Source organism: Acidihalobacter prosperus (genome assembly GCF_000754095.2).
GTDB classification, from domain to species: Bacteria; Pseudomonadota; Gammaproteobacteria; order DSM-5130; family Acidihalobacteraceae; genus Acidihalobacter; species Acidihalobacter prosperus.
Genome location: NZ_JQSG02000001.1, coordinates 780,752 through 807,228 on the forward strand (window position 1 = coordinate 780,752; position 26,477 = coordinate 807,228).

The following is a 26,477-nucleotide window of genomic DNA, read 5'->3' on the forward strand; positions in this document are numbered from 1 at the left end:
CACCCCTGTCAGGATATACCCATGCCGAGTCAACCGAGCAAGGCGCTTGAGACCTTCGCCAACCCGGAACCAAATCGGGATTATACCATTCGCATCCGCATCCCGGAGTTCACCTGCCTGTGCCCCGTGACCGGGCAACCGGATTTTGCCACGCTGCATCTCGAATACGTACCCGAGTCGCGTTGCGTCGAACTCAAGTCGCTCAAGCAGTACGTATGGTCGTACCGCGACGAAGGCGCCTTCCACGAGGCGGTTACCAACCGCATGGTGGACGACATCGTCGCGGCCATCGCGCCCCGCTTCGTGCGTCTGACTTCCGAATTCAACGTGCGGGGCGGGATCTACACCACCGTCGTCGCCGAGCATCGCGCCGCAGACTGGGCGCCGCCCACGCCGATCACCCTGCCCTAGGCGGATACCGGGTGACGCGACCGCTCGCGATCGGCATCGACGTGGGCACCTCTGGCGTGCGCGCGCTCGCCATCGACGACGACGGCGCTGTGCGCGCGCAGGCCCAGTGCCCGATGCCGGCGCCGCTCGGCAGCCACGGCCGACTCGAGCAGGCGCCTGCGATCTGGTGGCTGACGCTGCACGCGACGCTGGCGGCGGTGGCGCGTGCGATACCTGCGGGGTTTGCGGCGCGCACGCTCGCGCTGGACGGCACTTCCGGCACCTTGCTGCTGTCCGACCGCAAAGGCGAGCCGCTGGGACCCGCGCTGATGTATGCCGACCAGCGCGCCCAAGCGGAAGCCACGCGCATCGCCGATACCGCGCCGGCGGAAAGCGGCGCGCACGGTGCCAGCTCGGCCCTGGCCAAACTGCTCTGGTTACTGCGGGAACGCCCACCGGCCATCCCATTTCGCGTCCTGCACCAGGCCGACTGGCTGCTCGCGCGCCTGGGTGCGCCGCTGGGCACCAGCGATGAAAACAACGCGCTCAAGCTCGGCTACGACCCCGTCGCCCGCGCCTGGCCGGCGTGGCTGACACAGCTAGGCGTACCGGCCGGCTCCCTGCCCAGGGTCCACGCACCCGGCACGCCCGTCGGCACGCTGAGCCCGGCGTTGGCGCGTGCGCTGGGTCTGCCGGCCGGCATTGCGCTAGTAGCCGGCACCACCGACGGCGTTGCCGCCTTCCTCGCCACCGGCGCCTCTGCGCCCGGCGAGGCGGTGACCTCGCTCGGCAGCACGCTGGTGCTCAAGCTCCTATGCCAGCAACCGGTCTTCCAGCCGGCATCCGGGATCTACAGCCATCGGCTGGGCGAGTTGTGGCTGGCCGGCGGCGCATCCAACAGCGGCGGCGCGGTGCTGCGCGCGTTTTTCGCCGACGACGAAATCGCCCGCTGCAGCAAGGCGCTGCAACCCACGAAACCGACCGGGCTGGATTATTACCCGCTGTTGCACCCGGGCGAGCGCTTTCCGATCGCCGACCCGGCCCTGCCGCCGCGCCTGACGCCGCGGCCTGACGACAGCTGCCGCTTCTTCCAGGGCATCTTGGAAGGCATGGCGGAAATCGAACGCCTGGGCTACGCGCGACTGCAGGCTGCAGGCGGAGAGCGCCTGCTCAGCGTGCGCAGTATCGGCGGCGGCGCGCTCAACGCCGGCTGGACACGCATCCGCGCCGACCGTCTCGGCGTACCGCTGCTGCCACCCGCACACCAGGCGGCCGCCTACGGCGCTGCGCTGCTTGCGCTGCGCGCGCGCCAATCCTGAAACGGCCGTGGATCACTCCAGACAGCGGCGTACCGGCGCGAAGCTGCGTCGATGACAGTCGGCGGGTCCATGCAGGCGAAGCGCCTCCCTGTGCTGCGCGGTGGGATAGCCCATGTGACGATCAAAACCATATTCGGGATGGCGCGCATGCAGCGCGAGCATCTCGGCGTCGCGCACCGTCTTGGCCAGGATCGAGGCCGCGCTGATCGCAGGCACCTTGTCGTCGCCCCCCACGATCGCCTGGCTCTCGCAATCCAGTACCGGACAGCGGTTGCCATCGATCAGCACCCGTTCGGGCAGCCGCGGCAGTGCAGCCACCGCCCGCTGCATCGCCAGCATGCTCGCGTGCAGGATATTCAAGCGGTCGATTTCCTCGACCTCGGCGCGGCCGACGGCCCAGGCCAACGCGTGCGCGCGTATCGCCACGGCGAGGGTTTCGCGCCGCCGGGCACTGAGCTTTTTGGAATCGGCCAAGCCCTCGATCGGCCGCGCGGGATCGAGCACGACGGCCGCGGCAATCACCGGCCCGGCCAACGGCCCGCGCCCTGCCTCGTCGACACCCGCCGTCCACAATCGCCCTTCGCCGTCGAACGGTTCCTGCGCTCGCTGGTTGCCCATGCCGATATCCTGTCGCTACTCCCGGCGCGCACGATAGCATCGACGAAGGCGGTTCGCATTGCCTAAGCCCCCCGGTAAATGCGAACATGCGCCGACGCGAACACTGCGGCGCCCGGCAGCGGACACCGTTTTCGCAAACCCGAATTCATGGCAAGCCCTCGATCTTGAGCGAAACACTAAAGACAGCAGTCATCGGCGTGGGTTATCTCGGCCGATTCCACGCGCAGAAATATGCCGCCTTGCCCGAAGCGGAGCTGGTGGCGGTCGCCGATCCCAATCGCGGACAGGCGGAACGCGTCGCCGAGGAATGCGGCACGCGCGCCGTCACCGATTATCGCGAGTTGCTCGGCGCCGTCGACGCCGTCAGCGTGGTCGTACCGACCCAGTTGCACCACGCGGTAGCCCGCGACTGCCTGTCCCATGGCATCCACGTCATGCTCGAAAAGCCGATGACGACCACCGTGGCCGAGGCGGACGAGCTGATCGCCCTGGCCCGCGAACGCAATCTGGTCCTGCAGATCGGCCATCTTGAGCGCTTCAACGCCGCGGTACTCGCCCTCAACGGCGTGCTCGACACCCCGCGTTTCATCGAGTCGCATCGTCTCGCCGCCTTCAACCCTCGCGGTGCCGATGTCAACGTCGTGCTCGACCTGATGATCCACGACATCGACATCATCCAGACGCTGGTGCGCTCGCCGATCGACAAGATCGACGCCAACGGCGTGTCGGTCCTCACCGCCGAGATCGACATCGCCAATGCACGGCTGCATTTCGAAAACGGCTGCGTGGCCAATGTCACCGCCAGCCGAGTCAGCATGAAGCCGCAACGCAAGATGCGCGTGTTCCAGAACGACGCCTACATCTCGATCGATTTCCAGGACAAGATCCTGAGCGTACACCGCAAGGGCGAACGCGAGATATTCCCCGGCATTCCCGAGATCACCTCGCAGGAAAGCCTGTTCGAAAGCAGCGACGCGATCCGCGACGAAATCGCCGCCTTCCTTGACGCCATCCGGCGCGATATCTCGCCGCCGGTGACCGGCGAGGACGGCCGCCTGGCCCTGCAGACGGCGATTCGGATTTCCGAACTGCTCGCCTCGGCACCCAGCTGATCCCGCCCCCACAGCCCCACGACACGCGACTCGCGGAGACACCGGCATGATCCCGATGGTAGACCTTAAAACCCAGTACCTGGCGCTGCGCGAGGAGATCGACCGGGGCATCCTGCAGGCACTCGAGTCGACCCAGTTCATTCTCGGCCCGAATGTGCGCGCCTTCGAGGAAGAAGCTGCAGCCTACCTCGGCGCCGCGCACGCGGTCAGTGTCGCTTCCGGCACCGACGCCCTGCACCTCGCCCTGATCGCTGCCGGCATCAAACCCGGCGACGAGGTCATCACCTCGCCGTTCACCTTTATCGCCACCGCCGAAGCCATCCTCTACGTGGGTGCCACGCCGGTGTTCGTGGACATCGACCCTCAGACCTTCAATCTCGATCCCGAGCAGGTGGCCGCCGCGATCGGCCCGCGCACCCGCGCCATCCTGCCGGTGCACCTGTTCGGCCAGCCGGCGGACATGGTCGCACTTGGCGCGCTGGCCGAGCACCACGGGCTCACGCTGGTGGAAGACTGTGCGCAATCCTTTGGCGCCGCATCCGGCGGCCGCCAGACCGGCACACTGGGCGCCGCCGGCTGCTTCAGCTTTTTCCCCAGCAAGAATCTCGGCTGCTACGGCGACGGCGGCCTGATCAGCACCGGCTCGGCCGAAATGGCGGAGCACCTGCGCGTGCTGCGCAACCACGGCTCCTGGCAGCGCTACCACCATTCCGAACTAGGCTTCAACAGCCGCCTGGATGAAATCCAGGCCGTCATCCTGCGCGTCAAGCTCAAGCGCATAGACGCATTCAATGCAGGCCGCCGCCGCGTCGCCCACCGGTACACACGGGCACTCGCCGCGATCGACGGCGTCACGCCGCCGCACGAAGCCGTGGCCGGCGAACACGTCTACCATCAGTACACCCTGCTCAGCCCGCGCCGTGACGAAATCATGGCCGCGCTGCAGGCGGCCGACATCGCCTGTGCCGTGTACTACCCGATCCCCCTGCACCGGCAGGACGTGTTTGCGGACGCCTGCCGCGACATCCGCCTGCCGGTCGCCGAGCGCGTCGCCAGCGAGTGCCTGTCGCTACCCGTCTATCCGGAACTGGCCGACGCCGACGTGGATCGCATCACCGAAACGATAGGCGCCTGCCTCGCCTGAACCGGCCACGCACGATGAACGACACCGCCGCGCCCGCCGACGCGCTGACACGCGCACACCGCGTGCTGATCGTCAGCGGCGAGGCCTCCGGCGACCAGCACGCGGCACAACTGGTCGCAGCCGTTAGGCGGCGCGCGCCGGAGACCGTATTTTCCGGTATCGGTGGCGAAGCCATGCGCCGCGCGGGCGTGGAAATCCTCGTCGATGCCGCCACGCTCGCGGTCGTCGGCCTGGTCGAGGTGCTGATCCACTACCGCACCCTGCGCGCGGCGCTGGAGCAGATGCGCCGACGTCTGCGCGACGAACGCCCCGACCTGCTCATCCTGGTCGATTACCCGGACTTCAATCTGCGCCTCGCCAAAACCGCGCGCGCGCTGGGCATCAAGGTGCTTTATTACATCAGCCCGCAGGTTTGGGCCTGGCGCCGCAAGCGCGTACACACCATCCGGGAGCGCGTGGACATGATGGCCGTGGTGTTTCCCTTCGAGCTGCCGTTTTACGAAGCGGCCGGGGTTCCCGCTCGCTTCGTCGGCCACCCACTGGCCGAAGAGGCCCATTCGACGCTGACGCGCGACCAGGCGGCAACACGATTCGGGCTCGACCCCGCGCGACCGGTCGTCGGTCTCTTTCCGGGCAGCCGACGCGGCGAACTGCAACGATTGCTGCCGCTGCAAATCGAGGCGGCCCGCCGCCTGCAGGCGGAAATGCCGGCGGTGCAGTTCATCCTGCCACGGGCATCGACCCTGAGCGAGGAGGCCATCGATATGCATCTGCGTGGCGCGGCCGTCGAGATCACGCGGGTTGCCGGTCATTTCTACGACGTGATCCAAAGTTGCGATGCCATCGTCAGCGCTTCCGGCACCGCAACGCTCGAAATCGCGCTGATGGGCAAGCCGCTCGCAGTGGTCTACCGGGTCAACCCGATCAGCTATCGCATCATGCGCCGGCTGATCCGCGTGGATCACATCGCGCTATGCAATATCGTCGCCGGGCAGCGCGTCGCCACTGAACTGATACAGGATGAGGCAACAGCCGAAGCGATCTCGCGAGAGCTGGGTCGGCTGCTGAACGACGCGGCGTATGCGGCGCGCGTCCGCGAAGGCTTCAAACGCTTGCGCGAGCAGTTGGCCGGAGACGGCCGCAGCACCGACATCGCCAGCCTGGCCCTGGAAATGCTCGGCGCGCCCCAGGGCCGGACTTGAGGAAGACCGCTCAGCGGATGATGCTGCGGCGGACTTCCTGCTGCAGAAATTCCAGCATCGGCTGCACGGCTGGCTCGCTGGCGGCCAGCACGCCCAATTCTACCACGGCCGCCTCAAGCGCCAGTCCCTGGCGGTAAAGCAGCTTGTATGCCCGCCTCAGGCAATTGATCTGCTCAGGCGTGAAGCCGCGCCGCTTGAGGCCTTCCTTGTTGATCCCGTGCGGACGCGCAGGATTGCCGGACACGATCAGATAAGGCGGCACATCCTTGGCGACCGCACTGCCCATGCCGGTGAAGGCATGGGCGCCGATACTGCAGAATTGATGCACCAGGGTGAAACCGCTGAGGATCACCCAGTCGTCGATGTGCACATGCCCCGCCAGCGAGGCATTGTTCGAGAATATCGTGTTATTGCCGATGCGACAGTCGTGGGCGATGTGGATATAGGCCATCAGCAGATTGTCGTCGCCGACCACTGTACGGCCGTTGCCATTGACCGTGCCACGATTGATCGTGACGCTTTCGCGTATGAGATTTCTGTCACCGATCACAAGTTCGGTCGGCTCGCCGCGATATTTTTTGTCCTGCGGATCGGCGCCAAGCGAGGTGAACTGCAGAATACGATTGTCGCGACCGATGCGGGTCGGTCCCTGGATCACGACATGCGGCCCGATCTGCGTGCCGGCATCGATGGTGACATGGGGACCGATCACACTGAACGGCCCGATGCTGACATCCTCGGCGAGCTCGGCGCCGGGATCGATGATCGCCTGTGGGTGAATCAAGACACCACCTCTCGCCCTGCGCACATTAACTCTGCCTCCGCCGCCAGATCGCCGTCAACCCGCGCCTCGGCAGAAAATTTCCACATATCCCGCTTCACGCGAAGCAGCTCCACACGCATGATCAATTGATCGCCGGGTATTATCTGGCGCTTGAAGCGCGCACGGTCGACTGATACGAACAGGTACAGGAAATTCTCCGGCGGCGGCGCATCGCCACGTGTCTTGAATGCCAGCAGTCCCGTTGCCTGCGCCATCGCTTCCAGTATCAGCACGCCGGGCATCACGGGACGATTGGGAAAATGCCCCTGGAAAAAGGGCTCGTTGACAGTGACGTTCTTGACCGCCGTCAGCCATTCCCCGGGCACGCAATCCACCACCTTGTCCACCAGCAAAAAAGGGTAGCGATGCGGCAGATAATTCAAAATTTCCTGGATGTTGAAAGAATTCAAAGTTCTCGCCTCAAAGGATTCCATCTACCGCGACTCACGAGTCTTCATGTCGGTCATTTTTTTCTTGCTCTTCAAGTCGCTTGATCTGTTTCGCCATTTCGTCCAGATGACGGAAACGCGCGGCATTGCGCTGCCAACTGCGCATCGGCTGCGCCGGCATGCTGGACGAATAGGCGCCCGGTTCATCCAGCGAACGCGCCACCAGGCTCATCCCCGTCACGTGCACATGGTCGGTCAGTCGCAAATGTCCGGCGATACCGACTCCACCGCCGATAGTGCAATAGGCCCCGACTTCGGCACTGCCGGCAATGCCGACGCAGCCGGCAATCGCCGTATGCTCGCCGATTCGCACGTTGTGCGCGACCTGAACGAGATTGTCTATCTTGACGCCATCGCCGATCACGGTGTCATCCAGTGCGCCGCGGTCAATCGTGGTATTGGCGCCGACCTCGACATCCTCGCCGAGGATGACCCTACCCAGCTGAGGCACCTTGAGCCAACGCCCTTGATCCACGGCGAACCCGAAACCATCGGCGCCGATCACCGCACCCGGGTGGATCTGCGTACGCGCACCGATACGACAGGCGGGCCCGATAGTCACGCGGGCGACCAGTCGAACATCGCTAGCAAGCTCGACACCCGCCAGCAGCACACAGCCTGGCCCGACAACCGCACCTGCGCCGATGTGACAGCCGGCCGCGACGACCGATTGTGCGCCGACGTGTGCCGTTGGGTCCACGTAAGCCTGCTCGTCGACCACCGCGCTCGGGTGAATCCCGGCGGGAGGGTGGGCGGCAGGATGCAGTAGCGTCGCCGCGCGTGCGAAAGCCACGTGCGGATTGTCGCAGATCAGACACGCCACCGGAGACTGATCCGCGTGCCTTGCCCGCAGCAACACACCCGTCGCTTGCGTCACGGCCAATCCCTTGAGGTTGCGATCATCGGCCACGAAGCTCAACGCACCGGAACCCGCGCCATGCAGCGGAGCCACATGCGTCACCAGTTTCTCGGCGTCGTCCGCTGCAACGCTGGCGCCGACGGCCTGGGCCAACTGCCCCAGGGTCATGCTCACCGACTCAGCCCCCTTTCGTTTCGTCTTATTTTGCCGACTTCTTCAGTTCCGCAAGCACCTTGTCCGTCAGATTGATCTTGTCGCTTACGTACACCACGCCATCGCTCAGAATCATATCGTAATCACCCTTCTTCGCAATGCCCAGAATGACCTGGGATATTTTTTTCTGCAGCGCCTGGAGCACCTGGTTGCGTTTGACGCCAAAATCCTCACGGAAGGAAGAAAGTTCGCGATTGAAATCGTTCTCTTTCTTCTGCAGCGAAATTTCCGCCTGCTTCTTGCGTTCGGCCGACATCGCGGCCGCATTGCGCTTGAGATCGGCCTCCTCCTTCTGAATTTCGTCGCGCAGCTGACCAAGTTTTTCCTCGCGCGGCTTGAATTCCTTCTGCAGTTCAGCGCGTGCCGCTTCTGCTTGCGGCGCCTTGGCCATGATTTCGGCGACATTGACGAAACCGATTTTCCCGCTCGCGGCCTCGCTGACCGGGGACAGCAAAAGCAACGCGGTAAGCGCGAACGAACTCAACAGGCTTTTACGTACGGACATAGAACACCTCAGAAGTAGGTACCAATATTGAACTGGAATAATTGCAAATGGTCGCCCGGCTTGGCATTGAGCGGCTTCGCCACACTGAAACTCAGGGGCCCTATGGGCGACAGCCACTCAAGACCGATACCGGCGGATGCGCGCAGGTCTTTGGTTTTGTATGTTTGTGGCGTGGCGAACACATTGCCTGCATCGACGAAAGTACTCAAACGCACCGAACTGGAGTTCTTCAGGAATGGCATCGGGAAAATCAGGCTCATTCTGCCGACGACCTTCAGGTCACCACCGACGGGAAGTCCTGAAACCGGATCTTGCGGACCCAGCGAATAATCCTGGTAGCCTGCCACGCTGTTGATACCACCAGCATAATAGGTATCGAAGAACGGCAACGTATGCGTACCGCCGTAGCCGGCACCGTAGCCAAGCGTACCGCTGAGCGACAGCGTCAGCGCATGCGTGATTGGCAGGTACTGGTGATTATCGTAACCGAGCTTGTAGTACTTGATCGAACTGCCGGGAGTAATCAGGCTCAGATCCAATGTCTGGTAGTTACCTTCGGTGGGGAATACCGTCCGGTTGCGCGAATCGTGCGAAAAGCCCAGGCCGAGCTTGAACATGCTGTAATTGTTGCCGTGACGCGCGATGAAGTCGGTCACGGTCTGCGAAGGCGTTGTCCCCGGCTGAACCTTGATGCCCTGATAACCATAGCTGGCGTCCAGGCGATCGTATTCCGAAATCGGTATGCCATAGGTAACGGTGCCGCCGAGGCGGTCGGAGCTGTAGTCGACCACGTAAACCTGCGTGGTATTGGTGCGCTGGTAATACAGGTTGACGCTTCGGCTCACCCCGTTGAGCGTGTAATAGGGATTACGGTAATTCAGCTGATAGAGCGTATTGATGGCGCTGGTATTGACACCCAGCTGAATCGCCTTGCCCTCGCCAAGGAAGTTGTTGGTACTCACGCTCGTCGACAGAATCACGCCTTCGAATTGCGAATAGCCTACGCTGGCCATGAAACTGCCTGCCAGGCGCTCCTTCACGTGCACATCCAGATTGACTTCATTGTCGCTACCGGGTACGCGTTGCGTATCGATGTTCACCGACTCGATAAACGGCAGGCGCTGCAGGCGTATTTTGGAGCGTTCTATTTCCTTGGCGGAATATTGCGAGCCTTCCAGCTGGCGCATTTCGCGCCTCAGCACCTCGCCCTGCGTGCTCTTATTACCGAAGAAATGGATCTGGTTAACGTAAACCCGCTTGCCGGGATCGATGAAAAACGCCAACCCTATCGTCTTGTTCTTGCGGTCGATTTCAGGAATTGGATTGATGTTCGCGAATGCGTAACCGTGATCGCCATAAAGCTTGGTCAAGGCCTTGATGCTGTCGGTCACTTTTTTGCGCGAAAATATTTCACCAGGCTTGATGGAGATCAGCTTTTCCAGCTCCGCCTTTGGATAAAGCAGATTGCCGGCAAGCTTCACGCTAGATACTTTGTACTGATCGCCTTCGTGAATATTGATATCGACATAGATATGCCGATGCGAAGGAGTCAGCGCCACCTGTGTGGAATCGAGCGCAAAATCGATATACCCATGGTCGAGATATTCTGAACGCAGGCTTTCCAGGGACTTGTTGAGGCGCTCTCTGGAATATTTATCCCGATCGCTCAGAAACGCCCACCAAGGCGGAATGCCGACATCCAGCAAATCGCGCAGATGCTGCTCGTTGTAGGCATGGTTGCCAACGATATTGACCTGCTTGATCTTGGCCGTGCGCCCTTCGACGATCTTGATATCGATATTCACGCGATTACGCGGCAGGTGCTTCACCGTGGTGTCGATTTTCACGTTGTATTTTCCACGCGAAAAATACTGATCGCGCAATGCGTTCTGCAATTGCTCGAGCACTTCGGGTTTGTAGATCTGAGCCTTGGCGACATGGGCCTGCATGAGCACCAGCTTGAGCTGGTCATTACTGATGACCTTGTTGCCGCTGTACTTGATGTCGTTGATCGCCGGCCGCTCCTTGACCTTCACGATCAGCACGTGATTCTGCCGGTAAAGACTTACGTCGCTGAAAAAACCCGTGTGATAAAGCGCGCTGATAATTTTGCTGGATTCCGCATCATCGAATGTTTCTCCAACATGGATCGGCAAATACGCGAAAACCGTGCCCTCGGATATCCGTTGCAGGCCTTGCACTTCGATACCGGAAACCTTGAATTTATCGGCCCCGGTCGCGGCATGCGCTTCCGCACACAGCAGCGTCATCAGGACAGGGATACACAGCGAACGCTTTAAAATCATTAAGTCAGCAACCTGGAAATGTCATTGTAAAAGGCGAGCGACATAAGCGCCCCGAGAAATACCAGTCCGATCTTCTGGCCAATCAGTTCCGCATGTTCGGAAAGCGGTTTTCCGCGCAGCAGCTCAATGGTTTGATAGAGTAGATGACCGCCATCCAGTATCGGCACCGGCAGCAGGTTCAGCACGCCGAGACTGAGGCTGACGATTGCCAGAAAGCCGAGGAAGGCGGATAGCCCTATCGCTGCCGTGATGCCGGCATATTCGGCGATGGTGACCGGACCGCTGAGGTTGCGCACCGAAGCTTCGCCGACCACAAGCTTGCCCATCACCCGCAGCGTCAATACCGTCATATCCCAAGTCCTGACCGCACCCTGGACCAGCGCCTCCAGCGGGCCATAACGTACTTCCGTGCTCAACAGTTTTCGCGCCGCTTCGGGAACGATGCCGCCGATCTGCGCATCGATAAAGCCCTTCACATGTCCGTCGGAAGTCTTCGGGCGCGGCGTGAGTGCCAGCGCGAGCCGTTTGCCGTCCCGCTCGACGGTGAGCGGCATCCTTTGCCCGGGATGATCCTGAATCTCCTTGATCCAGGCTGTGGTCGAGGTGATCGCCTTGCCATCCATGCTCAATATGCGATCACCTGGCTTGAGGCCGGATTTCGCGGCGGCCCCGCCCGGCATGACTTTGGCGATCACGGGCATCGACGGCCGCCAGACCGAGAGCCCCATCAGCTGCAAAACCTTGTCGCCCTCGCGCAGCAAGCCCAGTCCCGCGGTCGGAATCTCACGCGTTTCCAGATGGCCGCCCGGCGTGCGCACTCGCAGCACGAGACTGCCATGGCTGATGCCGTCGGCCAGCAACATGAGACGTGCCTGTTCCCATGTCTGGACCGGACTTCCGTTGACGTCGAGAATCAGATCGCGCTCGTGAAAGCCGGCCAGTGCGGCTGGGCTGCCCGGGCTTACGGCACCGACATAAGGCCGAATACCTTGCACGCCCACCATGAACATGCCGGCATACAGCAGGATCGCCAACAGGAAATTGGCCACTGGCCCGGCCGCCACGATCGCCATGCGGTGCGTGACGGGCTGCCGGTTGAACGCCCGCTCGCGCAAGGCCTCCGGCACCTCGCCCTCGCGCTCGTCGACCATTTTGACGTAGCCGCCAAAGGGCAAAGCCGCGATCACGTACTCGACCTCGTCGCGGCCATGCCAACGCAGCAGCGGCCTGCCAAAACCGACAGAAAAACGCAGTACGCGCACGCCCAGGCGACGTGCGACCCAGAAATGCCCGAACTCGTGCACCGTCACCAAAATGCTGACGGCCACGATAAAGGCGGCGATATCCCAGAGAATGTTCATGAGACGGCCTGCGTCCGGCGGTGGCGCGCATCGACGCTGCGCTGCGCAGATTGTCGGGCGCGGGCATCCCATTCCAGGATGTGGTCAAGGTCCTCGGCGTCGCCGGGAGCCAGCGCGGATAGGGTGTCTTCAATGACACCTGGTATATCGGTAAAGCGCATTCTGCGATCCAGGAACGCCGCCACGGCGATTTCGTTCGCGGCATTGAGAATCGCCGTGGCGGCACCTCCCGCCTGCATCGCCTGATAGGCGAGTTCGAGGCAGGGAAAGCGTTGTTTGTCGACGGCTTCGAAGTCCAGCCGTGCGATGGACACCAGGTCGAGCGGCCCGACTCCAGAACGAATCCGCTCGGGCCAGGCCAAGGCATGCGCGATCGGCGTGCGCATGTCGGGATTGCCCAGTTCCGCCAGCACCGAGCCGTCGCTGTAGCCGACCAGAGAGTGGATCACGCTCTGCGGATGAACCACCACGTCCACGCGCTCGGGCGCAATGTCGAACAGCCAGCAAGCCTCGATCACCTCCAAGCCCTTGTTCATCAAGGTGGCCGAATCGACCGATATCTTGCGCCCCATCGACCAATTGGGATGCGCACAGGCAGCATCCGGCGTCACCGTATGCAGGGTTTCGATGTCGCAGCATCGGAATGGGCCGCCCGAGGCGGTCAGCAGAATCCGATCGATTCCCCGAGCCGGCAGGCCCTCGGCGTGGGGACCGGTTGGAAGGCACTGGAACACGGCATTGTGCTCGCTGTCGATGGGCAACAGCAGCGCCTGGTGTTCGGCAACCTCGGCCATGAACAGGCCGCCGGCCATCACCAGTGCCTCCTTGTTGGCCAGCAGAATGCGTTTGCCGGTGCGTACGGCGGCCAAAGTCGGCAGCAGCCCTGCCGCGCCGACGATGGCGGCCATCACGGTATCCACCCGCGGCAGCGAAGCGACTTCGATCAATCCCGCCGGACCACTCAGCACACGGGTATCAAGCCCGGCGCCTTGTATGCGCTGCGCTAGATCCCGCGCGGCGGCCGGGTCCGCCATGACGGCATAGGCAGGTCGATGATTCAGACAGAGTTCAAACAGCCGTGCGCTGTCGCGATGTGCCGTCAGCGCCTCGACCCGGAACCGCTCGGGATGTCGAGCCACGACGTCCAGGGTGCTGGCTCCGATACTCCCGGTCGCGCCGAGAATGGTCAATCGCTGCACCGCCTGGGTCACAAACCGCCCCCACGCAACCATAGCCAGCCCAGCAGAAAGACCGGTGCCGCGGCCAGATGGCTGTCGAACCGATCCAGCACGCCGCCATGTCCCGGCAACAGCGACCCACTGTCCTTGGCGCCGGCCACGCGCTTGAGCAGGCTTTCGAACAGATCGCCGATGACCGAAGCCAATACCGTAACCAGGCACAGACATACGAACCCAACGCGCGCCCAGTTGTCGCCGGCGACGAAATACCAGGCGCCCGCGACGGCCAGCAGCAACGATATCAGCATCTCTCCCATCAAGCCTTCCCATGTTTTGCCGGGGCTCAGGCGGGGCGCCATGCGACGACGCCCGAAACGTCTGCCCGCCAGATAGGCGGCGCTGTCGCCTACCGCCGCCAGCACGATCAGGAACACGAGCAGCCAAGGATCATACCTTTGGAGCCACACGATGGCGAGCCATGCCGGCACCAACGAAAGCAACACGGCTATGCGCAAGACCGTCCGCAGCCCCCCGATGGCATTCAGGGATCGGCCTGGGCTGTAGATCAGCAGCAGACCGGCAACGGCCAGCCACCAGATCACGCCCATCAGGATCGGCAGACGGATATCGCCATGCATAGCCACCCGCCAGGCCACGCCGGCCGCCACGGCGACCACCAGCACGAAACTCGATCGCACCCAGACGGATTGTCCACCCGTCAGACGCGACCACTCGTCGGCGCCAATCAGGAATGTCACCAGCACCAGCGCGGCAAAAGCGATGCTGGGCAGGCCGAGGATCGCTGCCAGAGCCGCGCCCGCCAGCAACAATCCTGTGACCAGCCGTTGCTTAAACATGCGCTTCCACCTGCTCACCGGTGCGGCCGAATCGCCGTTGACGCCGACCATAGTCGGCCAAGGCCAGGTCCAGCTCGGCCACGCCGAAATCGGGCCACAATACATCGGTGAAGTAGAGTTCGGTATAGGCCAGCTGCCAAAGGAGAAAATTGCTAAGCCTGCGCTCACCGCCCGTGCGGATGAACAGGTCGGGGTCGGGCAGGCCGGAGGTTGTCAGATTCTCTGCGAGACCGTGTTCGCGGCTCCCCGGCGTGCCACCCGTCAACTCGGCACGCTCCGCGGCCTGTACGATATCCCAGCGCCCGCCATAATTGGCCGCCACCACCAGCGTCATGGCACGATTGTCGCTCGTGCGCGCCTCAGCTTCGGCCATCGCAGCCTGCAGCCGCTCCGAAAAGGCTTCGCGCGCGCCGATGAACCGCATGCGAATGCCCTGTTCCGCAAGCGTGCCGATCTCCCGGCGCAACGCCGTGATGAACAGCTCCATCAGGGCATTGACCTCGCTTTTGGGGCGCCGCCAGTTTTCGCTGCTGAAAGCAAACAGGGTCAACACTTCGACACCGCGCTGCGCGCACGCCTCGATCACCGTGCGCGCCGACTTCACGCCACGGCGGTGACCTTCGGTACGGGGCAAATGGCGGGAGCGTGCCCAGCGACCATTGCCATCCATGACGATCGCAAGGTGCCTGGGAAGACTGGCTGGGTTGGCGTTATCGGTTTGCACGTAATCGGAGGACCACCGGGATCGGAACCGTAATGGTTAAATTTCCATCAGTTCCTTTTCTTTCTGTGCGAGCATGGCGTCGACATCGGCAATACTCTGGTCGGTCGCCTTTTGGATCAGCTCCTGCGCACGCCGCTCCTCGTCTTCGGAAATTTCCTTATCCTTGACCAGGGATTTGAGATCGTTGTTCGCGTCGCGACGGATGTTGCGGACGGCCACTCGGCCGCTCTCGGCCTCGTGGCGCACCACCTTGACCAGATCGCGCCGACGCTCCTCGGTCAGCGGCGGCATCGGCACGCGGATCACGGTACCCGCGGTAGCCGGATTCAACCCCAGGTCGGAAGTCATGATGGCCTTCTCGATCGGCCCTACCATCGTCTTCTCCCAGGGTGTGATGCTCAGGGTACGCGCATCCTCGATCGCCACCTTGGCGACCTGGTTCAGCGGTGTCGCATTGCCGTAATAGTCGACGGTAATGTGCTCAAGCAGACTCGGCGTGGCCCGCCCGGTGCGGATCTTGGCGAACTCGTGCTTGAGCGACTCGATGCTTTTCTGCATCCGCACCTTGGCATCGCTTAGAATCTCGTCAATCATCGTCAGTCTCGCTTTACAAGGGTGCCGACGGGCTCGCCCATCACCACGCGCCTAAGGTTGTCAGGCTGATACACATCAAAAACCCTGAGCGGAATGGAATTATCGCGGCACAGGACTAGCGCGGTCTGATCCATGACCTCGAGGCGCGAATTCAGGGCCTCGTCGTAAGTCAGACTGTCATAACGGCGCGCATTCGGATTATGCACCGGATCGGCATCGTAGACGCCGTCGACCTTGGTCGCCTTGAGCATGAGGTCCGCGTTGATCTCGCTGGCACGCAGGCTGGCAGCCGAATCGGTGGTGAAATAGGGGTTGCCGGTACCGGCAGCAAACACGACCACACGCCCCTTTTCGAGGTGGCGAATGGCGCGGCGGCGAATGTAATCCTCGCACACCTGATTGATCTTGATCGCCGACATCACGCGGCAGTAAGCGCCTTGATGTTCGAGGGCATCCTGCATGGCCAGGGCATTCATCACCGTGGCCAGCATACCCATTTGATCGCCGGTCACGCGGTCCATCCCCGCTTGCGCCAGACCGGCGCCGCGGAAAAGATTACCGCCGCCGATGACCATCGCCACCTGCACGCCCATCCGGCTGATTTCCGTGACCTCGCAGGCCACTCGCTGAATCATCTCAGGGTCGATGCCGAAGGACTGGTTGCCCATCAGCGCTTCGCCGCTGAGCTTGAGGAGTATACGTCTGTAAGCGGGTTTGGCGGGCTCACTCATGTGGCGGAGACATCCCGTATTGAATGACGAAACCCGGGCCGCCGAAACAGCCCGGGGTCACATTGCGCGCACGGGCCGGCAACAAGCCGGCCCGTGCGCGCGCCAGGACACGTGATCAGGCGCCCTTGACCTGCGCCATCACTTCCTCGGCGAAGTTTTCCGCCTGCTTCTCGATTCCCTCGCCGACTTCGTAGCGAACGAAACGATGCACCGATGCACCGGCATCGGCCAGCAACTTGCCTACGCTCACATCGGGCTGCTTCACGAAAGGCTGCCCCAAGAGGGTGATCTCGCCCAGATACTTCTTGATGCGCCCCTCGACCATCTTTTCGACGATCTCCGGCGGCTTGCCGCTCTCGGCGGCCTGCGCGGCATAGATCTCCCGCTCCTTATCCAGCAGCTCCTGCGGCACCTCATCGGCATCGACGCAAACGGGGCGGGAAGCGGCGATGTGCATGCAGATATCGCGCGCAAGGGCGTCGTCGCCGCCGTCCATGTCCACGACCACGCCGATCCGCGTGCCGTGAATATAGGTGCCCAGGCGATCCCCGGAAGCCTCGAAGCGCGCGAAGCGGCGAACCTGGACGTTTTCGCCTACCTTGGACACCAGCTCCTGACGACGCTCTTCCAGGGTCTTGCCGTCATCGCCTGCGGGCAGGGCCGACAGTGCCTCGACATCGGCGGGATTCTGGCCCAACGCACGTTCGGCAACCAACGCCACGAAACCGGCAAAGTTCTCGTCCTTGCCGACGAAGTCGGTTTCGCAGTTGACCTCGACCAGGACCGCGGCCTTGCCGTCCTCGGAGCGGATCGACGCCACCTGCCCTTCGGCTGCGATACGGCCGGCCTTCTTGACCGCCTTGGCTGCGCCGGACTTGCGCATGGCTTCGATGGCGGCCTCGATGTCGCCGTTGTTCTCGGTCAGGGCCTTCTTGCACTCCATCATGCCGGCTCCGGTGCGTTCACGAAGCTCCTTGACCAGACTTGCGGTTATTTGCATGCCTCTACAATCTCCTCAATTCGGGGTGATGAATGCGGCTTCAGGACGCGGCATCGGCAGCCTGGGCTGCGAGCTCGGCCTCGACGGCGTCGGACTTGTCCTTGGCGGCACCGGCGCTGTTGCGCGCAATCAGACGACCCTCGTTGATCGCATCGGCCGCGGCGGTCACATACAGCTGGATCGCGCGCATGGCGTCGTCATTGCCGGGTATCACGTAGTCGACATTGTCCAGCGGGTTGTTCGTATCCACCACCGCCACCACCGGAATACCCAGCTTGGCGGCCTCGCTTACGGCAATGCGTTCGTGACCGACGTCGATCACGAACAGCGCGTCCGGCAAACCGCCCATGTCCTTGATGCCGCCCAGGCTCTTTTCGAGCTTTTCCATCTCGCGGCGCAGACCCAGGGCTTCCTTTTTGCTCACGCGGTCGAAACCGCCTTCGCGCTCCAGGGTCTCCAGATCCTTGAGCCGCTGGATGGACTGGCGCACGGTCTTGAAGTTGGTGAGCATGCCACCCAGCCAGCGGTGGTTGACGTAGGGCATGCTGGCGCGCTCCGCTTCCTCTCGGATCGCTTCGCGAGCCGAACGCTTGGTCCCCACGAACAGCACCTTGCCGCCTTTCGAGGCCAACTTGCCGAGAAAATTCATGGCGTCGTTGAACAGCGGCAGCGTGTGTTCGAGGTTGATAATATGTATACGGTTGCGTTCCCCGAAGATGTAAGGCGCCATCTTGGGGTTCCAATAACGGGCCTGATGGCCGAAATGCACGCCAGCCTCAAGCATCTGGCGCATGGTAATGTGTGCCATGACGATCTGTTCTCCAGTTTCGGGTTGGACCTCCATGCGCCCCAATCCGCAACCCCGCACCTCGATGAGATAGCCGGGCACCCAGCGGACCGTGACGGCGCATGTGTGTCGTTAAATGACGCCTGCCGGCATCGTGGTTGTGCGCGGCGCCCCGCCAAGCAACGCCTGGGAGCCGGGGTTTGCGCCACGCGCCGGCGCTTTATACCATAAAGGACTTGGCCAACCAACTCCGCCACCCGCCGTTCAGGCCCAATTGCGAGCAATCATGACTGTCACGATCAAGACCGCGGAAGAAATCGAGAAAATGCGCGTCGCCGGCCGCCTGGCTGCGGAGGTGCTCGAAATGATCGAGCCCCATGTGAAGCCGGGCGTGACCACCGACGAACTGGACCGCATCTGCCACGATTACATCGTGGACGTACAGCAGGCCATTCCCGCCCCGCTCAACTACCACGGCTTTCCCAGGTCGATCTGCACTTCGGTCAACCACCAGGTCTGCCACGGCATCCCCGGCGACAAGCGTCTGAAGAACGGCGACATCATCAACATCGACATCACCGTCATCAAGGACGGCTTCCACGGCGACACCAGCAAGATGTTCTATGTCGGCAAGCCTACGGTGGCTGGGCGCCGCGTCTGCGAAATCGCACACGAGGCGCTCTGGATCGGCATCGGACTCGTCCGCCCCGGCACGCGCCTAGGCGACATCGGCGCCGCCATTCAGCAACATGTCGAGTCGCGCCACGCCACGGTCGTACGAGAATACTGCGGTCATGGCATTGGCCGCGGATTCCACGAGGATCCCCAGGTGCTGCACTACGGCACGCCGGGCACGGGATTGACGCTCAAGGCCGGCATGACCTTCACCATCGAACCGATGGTGAACGCCGGACGTGCGGACGTGAAGGTGCTGGCCGACGACTGGACCGTCGTCACGCGCGATCACAGCCTGTCCGCACAATGGGAACACACCATTCTCGTGACAAAGGACGGCCACGAGGTGCTGACCCTGCGCCGGGAAGAACAGGAGGCCGACGCCCTTGGCGCCGCCTGATTCCGGAAGCATTCCGATGTCTTCGCTGATCGTCTGGCCGCCTTCGCTCGATCGCTTTCTGACGCTTGAAGATGCCCTGAGCGGCCTGCCGCCGGATGCCTCCGTCGATCCGACATCCTGCCGCGGGCTGATCCACGCCGTCACCCACGCCCTCGAACAGGCCTTCGACGCCGACGTGCTGGCGGACGACCTCGTGCACGGCCGTGCCGCATTTGTGGATCGCCTGCTACGCCGCATATGGACCGACACCGGACTTGGCGGGCAAGCGGATATCGGCCTGTTCGCAGTCGGCGGTTATGGTCGCGGCGAACTGCTGCCCGCCTCCGACAKMGACCTGCTCCTGCTGACCTCCGCGGGCCCTTCGGAAGAACAACAGGCCGCCATCGCCGAGTTTTTACGCCGCCTTTGGGACGTCGGACTCAACGTCGGCCACAGCGTGCGTTCGCTTGATGAATGCATCAGCGAGGCCACTCGCGACATCACCGTGGTCACCAACCTGATGGAAGCGCGCCTGATCGATGGCGAGCCGCGACTGTTCAACGACCTGATGGAGGCCATCGGTCCGGCGCGGATTTGGCCCAGCCGCGAGTTCTTCGCCGCCAAGCTGACGGAACAATCGAGGCGCCATCAAAAATTCGGCGACACGGCCTACCGCCTGGAACCCAACGTCAAGGACGGCCCCGGCGCCTTGCGCGATATCCAGATGATCGGCTGGGTCAGCAAGCGCCACCTCGGCGCCAGACGCATGAGCGATCTGGTACGCCACGGCTTTTTGACCGATGACGAGTACCGCGAACTCAAGGCCGGGCAATCCTATCTGTGGCGTATTCGATTCGCCTTGCATACCGTCACCGGCCGCGCGGAGGATCGGCTTTTGTTCGATCACCAAGTCGCCCTGGCCAAGCAAAGCCATTTTGCCGATGAAGACAACAATCTCGCGGTCGAACAGTTCATGCAGGGCTACTACCGCATCGTGATGAACCTCGAGCGGCTCAACGAGATGCTGCTGCAGCATTACCGCGAATGCATTCTGCATGCCGACGAGAGCGGGGAACCGGAGACCCTCAACGAACGCTTCCAGATCCGTCTCAATTTCATCGAGGCACGGCACGACACGGTATTTCGCGACCATCCGCCGGCCCTGCTCGAAATCTTCCTGCTATGCGCACAACACCCGCGGATCGCGGGCGTGCGCGCCGCGACCATCCGTCTGATCCGCCAGCACCGCCACCTGATCGATGAAATCTTCCGGCAAGATCCGCTGTGCCGCGACCTGTTCATGCGCATACTGCGTGAACCGAGCGGCGTGACGCAGCAGCTGCGCAGGATGAATCGTTACGGCATCCTCGCGGCCTATCTGCCCTCCTTCGGCAGCATCGTCGGCCGCATGCAATACGACCTTTTCCACGTCTATACCGTGGACGAACACACGTTGATGGTGCTGCGCAACGTCCGGCGCTTCAGCCTGTCTGCAGCAGCCGGCGATTCGCCACGCTACCATGAACTGTTTCGGGTGCAGCCCAAACCGGAATTGCTGTACCTGGGCGCCCTGTTCCACGACATCGGCAAGGGGCGCGGCGGCGATCATTCTCAGATCGGCGCCGTCGAAGCGGAGACCTTCTGCCGGCAGCACGGCTTGGCCGAGACGGACGGCGAACTCGTCAGCTGGCTGGTGCGCAACCACCTGCTCATGTCGATGACCGCGCAACGCAAGGACATCAGCGACCCCGACATCGTGCGCGAATTCGCCACACAGGTCGGCACACAACTCCGCCTCGACAGCCTGTATCTGCTCACCATCGCCGACATTCGCGCGACCAATCCGGAGCTCTGGAATGCCTGGCGCGAAACCCTGCTGGCTGACCTCTACGCGGCCACCGGGCAACTGCTGGCGCATGGCCTCGATTCGCGGCAGGACCATGGCGAGATGATTGCCTCGGTACAACGCGAGTCGCAGGCACGCCTTGCCCGGCTCGACCTGGACGCCGAAGCGATCGACACCCTATGGCGCGAACTCAGCGACGACTACTTCCTGCGCCATTCCGCCGATGAAATCGCCTGGCACACCGCCTCCATCCTGGAGAGCGAACAGCGGCCCGTGGTCCGCATTCGCCAGACCACCGCGCGTGGCGGCAGCGAAATTTTCGTCTATGCCTGCGACTCCACGCAGATATTCGCGCACATCACCGGCACGCTCGACGGCCTCGGGCTCGACATCGTCGACGCTCGCATCACCACAGCGCGCCACGGCTGGGTGCTCGACAGCTTCATGGTGCTGGAGGACGATGGCGAAACCATCGATGACGGTTTTCGTGCGGAGGAAATCGTCGCACGGCTGCGCAGCACGCTGACCCAGGTCGATCGACCGCCCGAAAAGGTTCGGCGTCGCATGCCGCGCCGACTCAAGCACTTCGACATCCCGCCACGGATCACCTTCAGCCCGGACGCGCCGCGCCACTGGACGGCGCTCGAACTCAACACCAACGACAGACCGGGCCTGCTGTCCGCGGTCGGCCAGGCCATGGCGGACCAAGGCGTGCGTATCCACAATGCGAAGATATCGACCATCGGCGAACAGGCCAGCGACGTGTTCTACGTCACCACCGCGGACGGCCGCCCCATCGACGACCCCGCGGCCCAGGAAGGCATCCGTACTGCGGTGATCCGCGCGCTGGGCGATATCGACCGCAGCGGCGCCAAGGCCTCTAACCTGTAGCCATCCGCCGACACCGCCCGTTCGTCTGCGACAGGCCTTATACTACGCACCCAATCGGAAAGCCAGGCCGATGAATCCAGAACTCGACCGTTTACAACCCTACCCCTTCCAGAAGCTTGCCGGCCTGTTCGCGGACACGCCGCCGGCAGACGTGCCGCGCATCGCCTTTTCCATCGGCGAGCCGAAGCACCCGACGCCGGCATTCATTCGCGAAGCCCTGCTCGAACATCTGCACAGCCTGGCCGTCTACCCGACCACGCAGGGTGGCGGCGTGCTGCGCGAAGCGATTTCGGACTGGCTGACCCGGCGTTTCGATCTGCCCGCCGGCGCCGTGGACCCGGAACGACACGTGTTGCCGGTCAACGGTACCCGGGAGGCTCTTTTCGCCTTCGCGCAGACCCTGGTCGCGCGCGACGGCAGGGGGCTGGTATTCATGCCCAATCCCTTCTACCAGATCTACGAAGGCGCCGCGCTGCTCGCCGGCGCGGAACCCTATTATCTTGCTTGCGAAGCCGATAACGGTTTTCTTCCCGACTTCGAGCACGTGCCAGCCGCCGACTGGGATCGTTGCCAATTGCTCTATCTCTGCTCGCCCGGCAACCCGACCGGCGCCGTCATGGACGAAGCGGCCCTGATCAAATTGATCGGCCTCGCCGAACGGCACGATTTCGTGATCGCGTCTGACGAATGCTACAGCGAGATATATCCGCACGAAACGGCACCGCCGGCAGGGCTGCTCGGCGCCTGCGTGCGGACGGGCAATACCGCATTCGAGCGCTGCGTGGTATTTCACAGCCTGTCGAAGCGATCCAACGCGCCAGGCCTGCGCTCCGGCTTCGTTGCCGGCGACGCCGCCATCCTCAAGCGCTTTCTGCAATACCGCACCTACCAGGGCGGCGCCATGCCGCCGCCCACGCAGGCGGCCAGCGCCGCGGCGTGGCGCGACGAGGACCATGTGCGCGAAAACAGGGCGCGCTACCGTGCCAAGTTCGATGCCGTACTGGACATCCTGTCACCAGTCATGTCTGTCGGGCGCCCTGACGGCGGCTTCTACCTCTGGCCGGAAACCCCCATCGACGACACCGAATTTGCACGACTGCTTCATGCGCGGGAGAACGTCGTGGTACTGCCCGGCCGATACCTGTCCCGCCCCACCTCGAACGGCAACCCCGGCGCGAACCGCATACGCATGGCACTGGTCGCGCCACTGGAAGAATGCATCGAAGGCGCACAGCGTATCCGCCGCCTGATCGAATCCCTCTGAATCTCTAAACCCAGTCCGGAGAGCTACATGTCTGATATTCAGCCCATTATCGAAGAAGCCTTCGAGCGTCGCGCGGAAATTACGCCGCGTACGGTGGAAACCCATGTCAGGGACGCCATCATCGGCGCCATCAATCAACTCGACAGTGGCGCTCTGCGCGTGGCCGAAAAACGCGACGGCAGCTGGGTGGTCAACGAATGGCTGAAAAAGGCGGTGCTGCTCGGCTTCCGCATATGGGACAATGATTTCATCAAGGGCGGCTTCACCAATTACTACGACAAGGTGCCCTCGAAATACGCCGACATCAGCTCGCGCGAATTCCGCGAAGGCGGCGTGCGCGTCGTGCCCCCCGCAACCGCACGCAAGGGCGCCTATATCGCCCCCGGCGTCGTATTGATGCCGTCATACGTGAATATTGGCGCCTATGTCGACTCGGGCTCCATGGTCGACACCTGGGCGACGGTCGGCTCCTGCGCGCAGATCGGCAAGAACGTCCATCTCTCGGGCGGCGTTGGCATCGGCGGCGTACTCGAACCGCTTCAGGCCGCGCCTACCATTATCGAGGACAACTGCTTCATCGGCGCGCGCTCCGAAATCGTTGAAGGCGTCATCGTCGAGGAAGGCGCAGTGATTTCCATGGGCGTCTACATCGGCCAGAGCACTAAAATCTACGACCGCGAAAGCGGCGAAATTCTTTACGGTCGCGTACCTGCCGGAGCGGTCGTCGTCCCGGGCAACCTGCCCTCCAAGGATGGACGCTACAGCCTCTATTGCGCCGTCATCGTCAAACGCGTGGACGAAAAAACCCGTGCCAAGGTCGGGATCAACGCACTGCTGCGGGATATCTGACCCCATACCCGCCGGAGGCCGGTAACATGCGCGATTTCCCCACCCTGCTCGGCAATGTATTGTGGTTCATTCTGGGCGGCTTCGCCGTGGGACTGGCCTGGTGGCTGGCCGGCTTGGTGATGATCGTTTCCATCATCGGCATACCCTGGGCACGCGCGGCGTTTGTCATCGGGCGATTTTCGTTCTTCCCATTCGGTTACCGCGTGGTTGAACGACGCGCGCTGTTCCAGCGCACCGATATCGGCAGCGGGCCTCTGGGGCTGCTCGGCAACCTCGTCTGGTTCGTGTTTGCCGGCATCTGGCTGGGCATCGGACATCTGCTGGCAGCCCTGTTCTGCTTTATGACCATCATCGGCATCCCCTTCGGACTGCAGCACATGAAGCTGGCACAGATATCCTTGTTCCCCATCGGCAAGACCATCATCCCGAATAACGCCTTATGACATTCACGCTTTATGGCATCCGTCAATGCGACACCGTCAAAAAAGCCCGCAAATGGCTGGATACGCACCACGTCGACTACCATTTCCATGATTTTCGTTCGGACGGACTCGACCCGTCCCTACTGCAATCATGGGTGCATGCCCTGGGCCACAGGACGTTGATCAACCGACGCGGCACGACCTGGCGCGGCCTGCCTGACGAAGTCCGTGCAAACCTGGATGAAACGCGCGCAATCCAACTGATGCTGGAGCATCCCACGCTGATCAAGCGCCCCGTGCTCACCGGCTCCCACGCAATACTCGTCGGTTTCGATGAAAAAGCTTATGCACGGCAGACGCATGCTTGAGAGAGGCCATTATGTCCGACACGCTTGAGCTAACCCGTGAACTGGTGGCCCGCGCCTCCATCACGCCAGATGATGCCGGTTGCCAACATCTGATAGCACAGCGGCTGGCACCGCTCGGCTTCGTCGCGGAACACATGAAGTTCGGCGAAGTGGACAATCTCTGGCTGCGCAGAGGCGCGCGAAAACCCCTGTTCTGTTTTGCCGGACATACCGATGTCGTGCCAACCGGGCCGGTGGAAAACTGGATTTCGCCCCCGTTCACCCCAACGCTTCGCGATGGCAAGCTCTACGGGCGCGGCACGGCCGATATGAAAGGCTCGATCGCAGCCATGGTCACGGCAATCGAGCGATTTTTGAAGGCTCATCCCGACGCGCCCGGCTCGCTCGCACTGCTGCTGACCAGCGACGAAGAAGGCCCCTCCGTCGACGGCACGGTCAAGGTCGTGCAGACCTTGCAGGCACGCAACGAAATCATGGATTGGTGCCTGGTGGGCGAGCCCTCAAGCACGGCAACGCCAGGCGACGTCATCAAGAACGGCAGGCGCGGCTCTCTGACCGGTCACCTGAGAATATTCGGCAAGCAGGGCCATATCGCCTACCCGCAGTTGGCTCTGAACCCGATTCACGAAGCGGCGCCCGCCCTCCTGGAACTGACTCGCGAACGATGGGACGACGGCAACGCGCATTTCCCGCCAACCTCGTTTCAGATATCCAATATCAATGCCGGGACCGGAGCCGGCAATATCATTCCGGGCGAGATGTTGATCGAGTTCAATTTCCGCTACTCGACCGAGAACACCGCCGAGTCGCTGCAGCGGCGCGTCGACGAAATTCTGAGACGACACGGCCTGCAATTCGAACTCGAATGGAAGCTCTCCGGCAAACCTTTCCTCACGCCAGCCGGACGACTGGTGGACGCGGTACGCGCGGCAGTAAAAGCCGTCAACGGGTCCCCGGCAACACTTTCCACCGCGGGCGGCACGTCTGATGGCCGGTTTATCGCACCGCTGGGTGTACAGGTAGTGGAACTGGGGCCGGTCAACCAAAGCATCCATCAGGTCGATGAACACGTCGATGCAGAATCGCTGGACAGCCTGAGCAGGATTTACCAAAAGCTACTGGAACAACTGCTGGTATCGACACCCGGCTGAATCGTTCGACACCGACAAGCCGACATAAAACAGGGGCTCCCCAGTAGTGGAACCCCTGTTCGCACCTTTTATCCTGGCAAGGTCAGGAAGACGCCTTGCGAGGACGCCCGCGGCGCTTCTTCGGTGCAGCGACACGCTGAAGCTTGGCCAATTCCTTCTTCTGCCAGGTCTCCGCGAACTTGGTGATCGCCTTCTCCCGCGCATCGAAAAGTTTGAGCAATGCGACTTCGCGCTTGACGACTTCCTTGAGATCGTTCTTGAGCTGCGCAATCTCAAGCTTGGCCTCGGCCAGCTTTTCCTTAAAATTCTCCTTGATCGCGCGTTCGCGCTCGGCCACGCTCGTCGATGATGCGACACGAGTAGTTTTCGGAGGGCGTCCAGGGCCACGCCGCTTCGGTGCCGTGGCGGTAGCTGCGCTCGTGGCCTTCGGCGGGCGACCAGGACCACGCTTCTTCTTCGG

At 62.5% G+C, this 26,477-nt stretch carries 27 protein-coding genes; 12 read left to right on the forward strand and 15 right to left on the reverse strand.

What is annotated here, in order from left to right; all coding sequences use genetic code 11:
• The first annotated feature begins 21 nt into the window (after nucleotides 1-21).
• Complete coding sequence (queF, locus tag THPRO_RS03780; RefSeq protein ID WP_038086779.1) at nucleotides 22-411, forward strand: preQ(1) synthase; 390 nt, start codon at nucleotides 22-24, stop codon at nucleotides 409-411.
• An 11-nt stretch (nucleotides 412-422) separates the two neighbouring features.
• On the forward strand, nucleotides 423-1,709 hold the full coding sequence (locus THPRO_RS03785; protein ID WP_038086782.1) for an FGGY-family carbohydrate kinase: 1,287 nt from the start codon (nucleotides 423-425) through the stop codon (nucleotides 1,707-1,709).
• A gap of 12 nt (nucleotides 1,710-1,721) precedes the next feature.
• Here THPRO_RS03785 and rnhB read toward each other — a convergent pair whose 3' ends face one another.
• Nucleotides 1,722-2,327 carry a ribonuclease HII gene (rnhB, locus tag THPRO_RS03790; RefSeq protein ID WP_065089226.1) on the reverse strand — a complete coding sequence of 202 codons (606 nt, stop codon included), beginning with the start codon at nucleotides 2,325-2,327 and terminating at the stop codon, nucleotides 1,722-1,724.
• Between the two features lie 161 nt (nucleotides 2,328-2,488).
• Here rnhB and THPRO_RS03795 point away from each other — a divergent pair, with 161 nt between their 5' ends.
• From THPRO_RS03795 to lpxB, 3 genes are read left to right on the forward strand one after another with little or no spacing between them, the layout of a single operon-like run.
• A complete protein-coding gene (locus tag THPRO_RS03795) occupies nucleotides 2,489-3,439 on the forward strand; it encodes a Gfo/Idh/MocA family protein (RefSeq protein ID WP_038087054.1) in 951 nt (316 codons plus the stop codon).
• A gap of 46 nt (nucleotides 3,440-3,485) precedes the next feature.
• Nucleotides 3,486-4,583 (forward strand): DegT/DnrJ/EryC1/StrS family aminotransferase, encoded by a 1,098-nt coding sequence (locus THPRO_RS03800; RefSeq protein WP_038086783.1) that lies wholly within the window; start codon nucleotides 3,486-3,488, stop codon nucleotides 4,581-4,583.
• Between the two features lie 14 nt (nucleotides 4,584-4,597).
• Nucleotides 4,598-5,785, forward strand: coding sequence for a lipid-A-disaccharide synthase (lpxB, locus tag THPRO_RS03805; protein ID WP_065089227.1), 1,188 nt, complete (start codon nucleotides 4,598-4,600; stop codon nucleotides 5,783-5,785).
• 10 nt (nucleotides 5,786-5,795) lie between these two features.
• Here the strand turns inward: lpxB and lpxA are convergent, their stop codons facing one another.
• The 13 genes from lpxA to rpsB form a co-directional block, all read right to left on the reverse strand.
• Nucleotides 5,796-6,569, reverse strand: a complete 774-nt coding sequence (gene lpxA, locus THPRO_RS03810) for an acyl-ACP--UDP-N-acetylglucosamine O-acyltransferase (protein ID WP_038086784.1) — start codon at nucleotides 6,567-6,569, stop codon at nucleotides 5,796-5,798.
• Nucleotides 6,566-7,018 carry a 3-hydroxyacyl-ACP dehydratase FabZ gene (gene fabZ, locus THPRO_RS03815; protein ID WP_038086785.1) on the reverse strand — a complete coding sequence of 151 codons (453 nt, stop codon included), beginning with the start codon at nucleotides 7,016-7,018 and terminating at the stop codon, nucleotides 6,566-6,568. The genes lpxA and fabZ overlap by 4 nt, the downstream gene beginning before the upstream one ends.
• A gap of 34 nt (nucleotides 7,019-7,052) precedes the next feature.
• Nucleotides 7,053-8,084 (reverse strand): UDP-3-O-(3-hydroxymyristoyl)glucosamine N-acyltransferase, encoded by a 1,032-nt coding sequence (lpxD, locus tag THPRO_RS03820; protein ID WP_065089228.1) that lies wholly within the window; start codon nucleotides 8,082-8,084, stop codon nucleotides 7,053-7,055.
• A 31-nt stretch (nucleotides 8,085-8,115) separates the two neighbouring features.
• A complete protein-coding gene (locus tag THPRO_RS03825; RefSeq protein ID WP_065089229.1) occupies nucleotides 8,116-8,634 on the reverse strand; it encodes an OmpH family outer membrane protein in 519 nt (172 codons plus the stop codon).
• An 8-nt stretch (nucleotides 8,635-8,642) separates the two neighbouring features.
• Nucleotides 8,643-10,940: an outer membrane protein assembly factor BamA gene (gene bamA, locus THPRO_RS03830; RefSeq protein ID WP_082954411.1), complete on the reverse strand. Its 2,298-nt coding sequence runs from the start codon at nucleotides 10,938-10,940 to the stop codon at nucleotides 8,643-8,645.
• Nucleotides 10,940-12,301 carry an RIP metalloprotease RseP gene (rseP, locus tag THPRO_RS03835; RefSeq protein ID WP_038086786.1) on the reverse strand — a complete coding sequence of 454 codons (1,362 nt, stop codon included), beginning with the start codon at nucleotides 12,299-12,301 and terminating at the stop codon, nucleotides 10,940-10,942. Before rseP ends, bamA begins: the two co-directional genes overlap by 1 nt.
• Nucleotides 12,298-13,512, reverse strand: a complete 1,215-nt coding sequence (ispC, locus tag THPRO_RS03840) for a 1-deoxy-D-xylulose-5-phosphate reductoisomerase (RefSeq protein WP_038086787.1) — start codon at nucleotides 13,510-13,512, stop codon at nucleotides 12,298-12,300. Before ispC ends, rseP begins: the two co-directional genes overlap by 4 nt.
• On the reverse strand, nucleotides 13,509-14,336 hold the full coding sequence (locus THPRO_RS03845) for a phosphatidate cytidylyltransferase (RefSeq protein WP_038087057.1): 828 nt from the start codon (nucleotides 14,334-14,336) through the stop codon (nucleotides 13,509-13,511). The genes ispC and THPRO_RS03845 overlap by 4 nt, the downstream gene beginning before the upstream one ends.
• On the reverse strand, nucleotides 14,329-15,060 hold the full coding sequence (gene uppS / locus THPRO_RS03850; RefSeq protein WP_038086790.1) for a polyprenyl diphosphate synthase: 732 nt from the start codon (nucleotides 15,058-15,060) through the stop codon (nucleotides 14,329-14,331). Before uppS ends, THPRO_RS03845 begins: the two co-directional genes overlap by 8 nt.
• Nucleotides 15,061-15,096: 36 nt before the next feature.
• Entirely contained in the window at nucleotides 15,097-15,654 is a 558-nt protein-coding gene (gene frr, locus THPRO_RS03855) for a ribosome recycling factor (protein ID WP_038086793.1), read from the reverse strand.
• A gap of 2 nt (nucleotides 15,655-15,656) precedes the next feature.
• Nucleotides 15,657-16,385, reverse strand: coding sequence for a UMP kinase (pyrH, locus tag THPRO_RS03860; protein ID WP_038086797.1), 729 nt, complete (start codon nucleotides 16,383-16,385; stop codon nucleotides 15,657-15,659).
• 115 nt (nucleotides 16,386-16,500) lie between these two features.
• Nucleotides 16,501-17,385, reverse strand: coding sequence for a translation elongation factor Ts (gene tsf / locus THPRO_RS03865; RefSeq protein ID WP_065089231.1), 885 nt, complete (start codon nucleotides 17,383-17,385; stop codon nucleotides 16,501-16,503).
• 40 nt (nucleotides 17,386-17,425) lie between these two features.
• Complete coding sequence (rpsB, locus tag THPRO_RS03870; RefSeq protein ID WP_038087059.1) at nucleotides 17,426-18,193, reverse strand: 30S ribosomal protein S2; 768 nt, start codon at nucleotides 18,191-18,193, stop codon at nucleotides 17,426-17,428.
• A 265-nt stretch (nucleotides 18,194-18,458) separates the two neighbouring features.
• Here rpsB and map point away from each other — a divergent pair, with 265 nt between their 5' ends.
• From map to dapE, 7 genes are all read left to right on the forward strand, one after another.
• The gene (map, locus tag THPRO_RS03875) at nucleotides 18,459-19,247 is read left to right on the forward strand and encodes a type I methionyl aminopeptidase (RefSeq protein WP_065089232.1); all 789 of its coding nucleotides are present in this window, start codon (nucleotides 18,459-18,461) and stop codon (nucleotides 19,245-19,247) included.
• Between the two features lie 16 nt (nucleotides 19,248-19,263).
• On the forward strand, nucleotides 19,264-21,963 hold the full coding sequence (glnD, locus tag THPRO_RS03880) for a [protein-PII] uridylyltransferase (protein WP_065089233.1): 2,700 nt from the start codon (nucleotides 19,264-19,266) through the stop codon (nucleotides 21,961-21,963).
• Between the two features lie 70 nt (nucleotides 21,964-22,033).
• Entirely contained in the window at nucleotides 22,034-23,227 is a 1,194-nt protein-coding gene (gene dapC / locus THPRO_RS03885) for a succinyldiaminopimelate transaminase (protein ID WP_038086801.1), read from the forward strand.
• Between the two features lie 27 nt (nucleotides 23,228-23,254).
• Complete coding sequence (gene dapD, locus THPRO_RS03890) at nucleotides 23,255-24,076, forward strand: 2,3,4,5-tetrahydropyridine-2,6-dicarboxylate N-succinyltransferase (RefSeq protein ID WP_038086802.1); 822 nt, start codon at nucleotides 23,255-23,257, stop codon at nucleotides 24,074-24,076.
• 26 nt (nucleotides 24,077-24,102) lie between these two features.
• Complete coding sequence (locus THPRO_RS03895; RefSeq protein WP_038086803.1) at nucleotides 24,103-24,519, forward strand: YccF domain-containing protein; 417 nt, start codon at nucleotides 24,103-24,105, stop codon at nucleotides 24,517-24,519.
• On the forward strand, nucleotides 24,516-24,866 hold the full coding sequence (locus THPRO_RS03900) for an ArsC family reductase (RefSeq protein WP_038086805.1): 351 nt from the start codon (nucleotides 24,516-24,518) through the stop codon (nucleotides 24,864-24,866). Before THPRO_RS03895 ends, THPRO_RS03900 begins: the two co-directional genes overlap by 4 nt.
• A gap of 11 nt (nucleotides 24,867-24,877) precedes the next feature.
• Entirely contained in the window at nucleotides 24,878-26,017 is a 1,140-nt protein-coding gene (gene dapE, locus THPRO_RS03905) for a succinyl-diaminopimelate desuccinylase (RefSeq protein ID WP_038086806.1), read from the forward strand.
• Nucleotides 26,018-26,099: 82 nt separating this feature from the next.
• Here the strand turns inward: dapE and THPRO_RS03910 are convergent.
• The coding region (locus tag THPRO_RS03910; RefSeq protein ID WP_236717243.1) for a hypothetical protein at nucleotides 26,100-26,477 on the reverse strand (378 nt) is incomplete at its 5' end.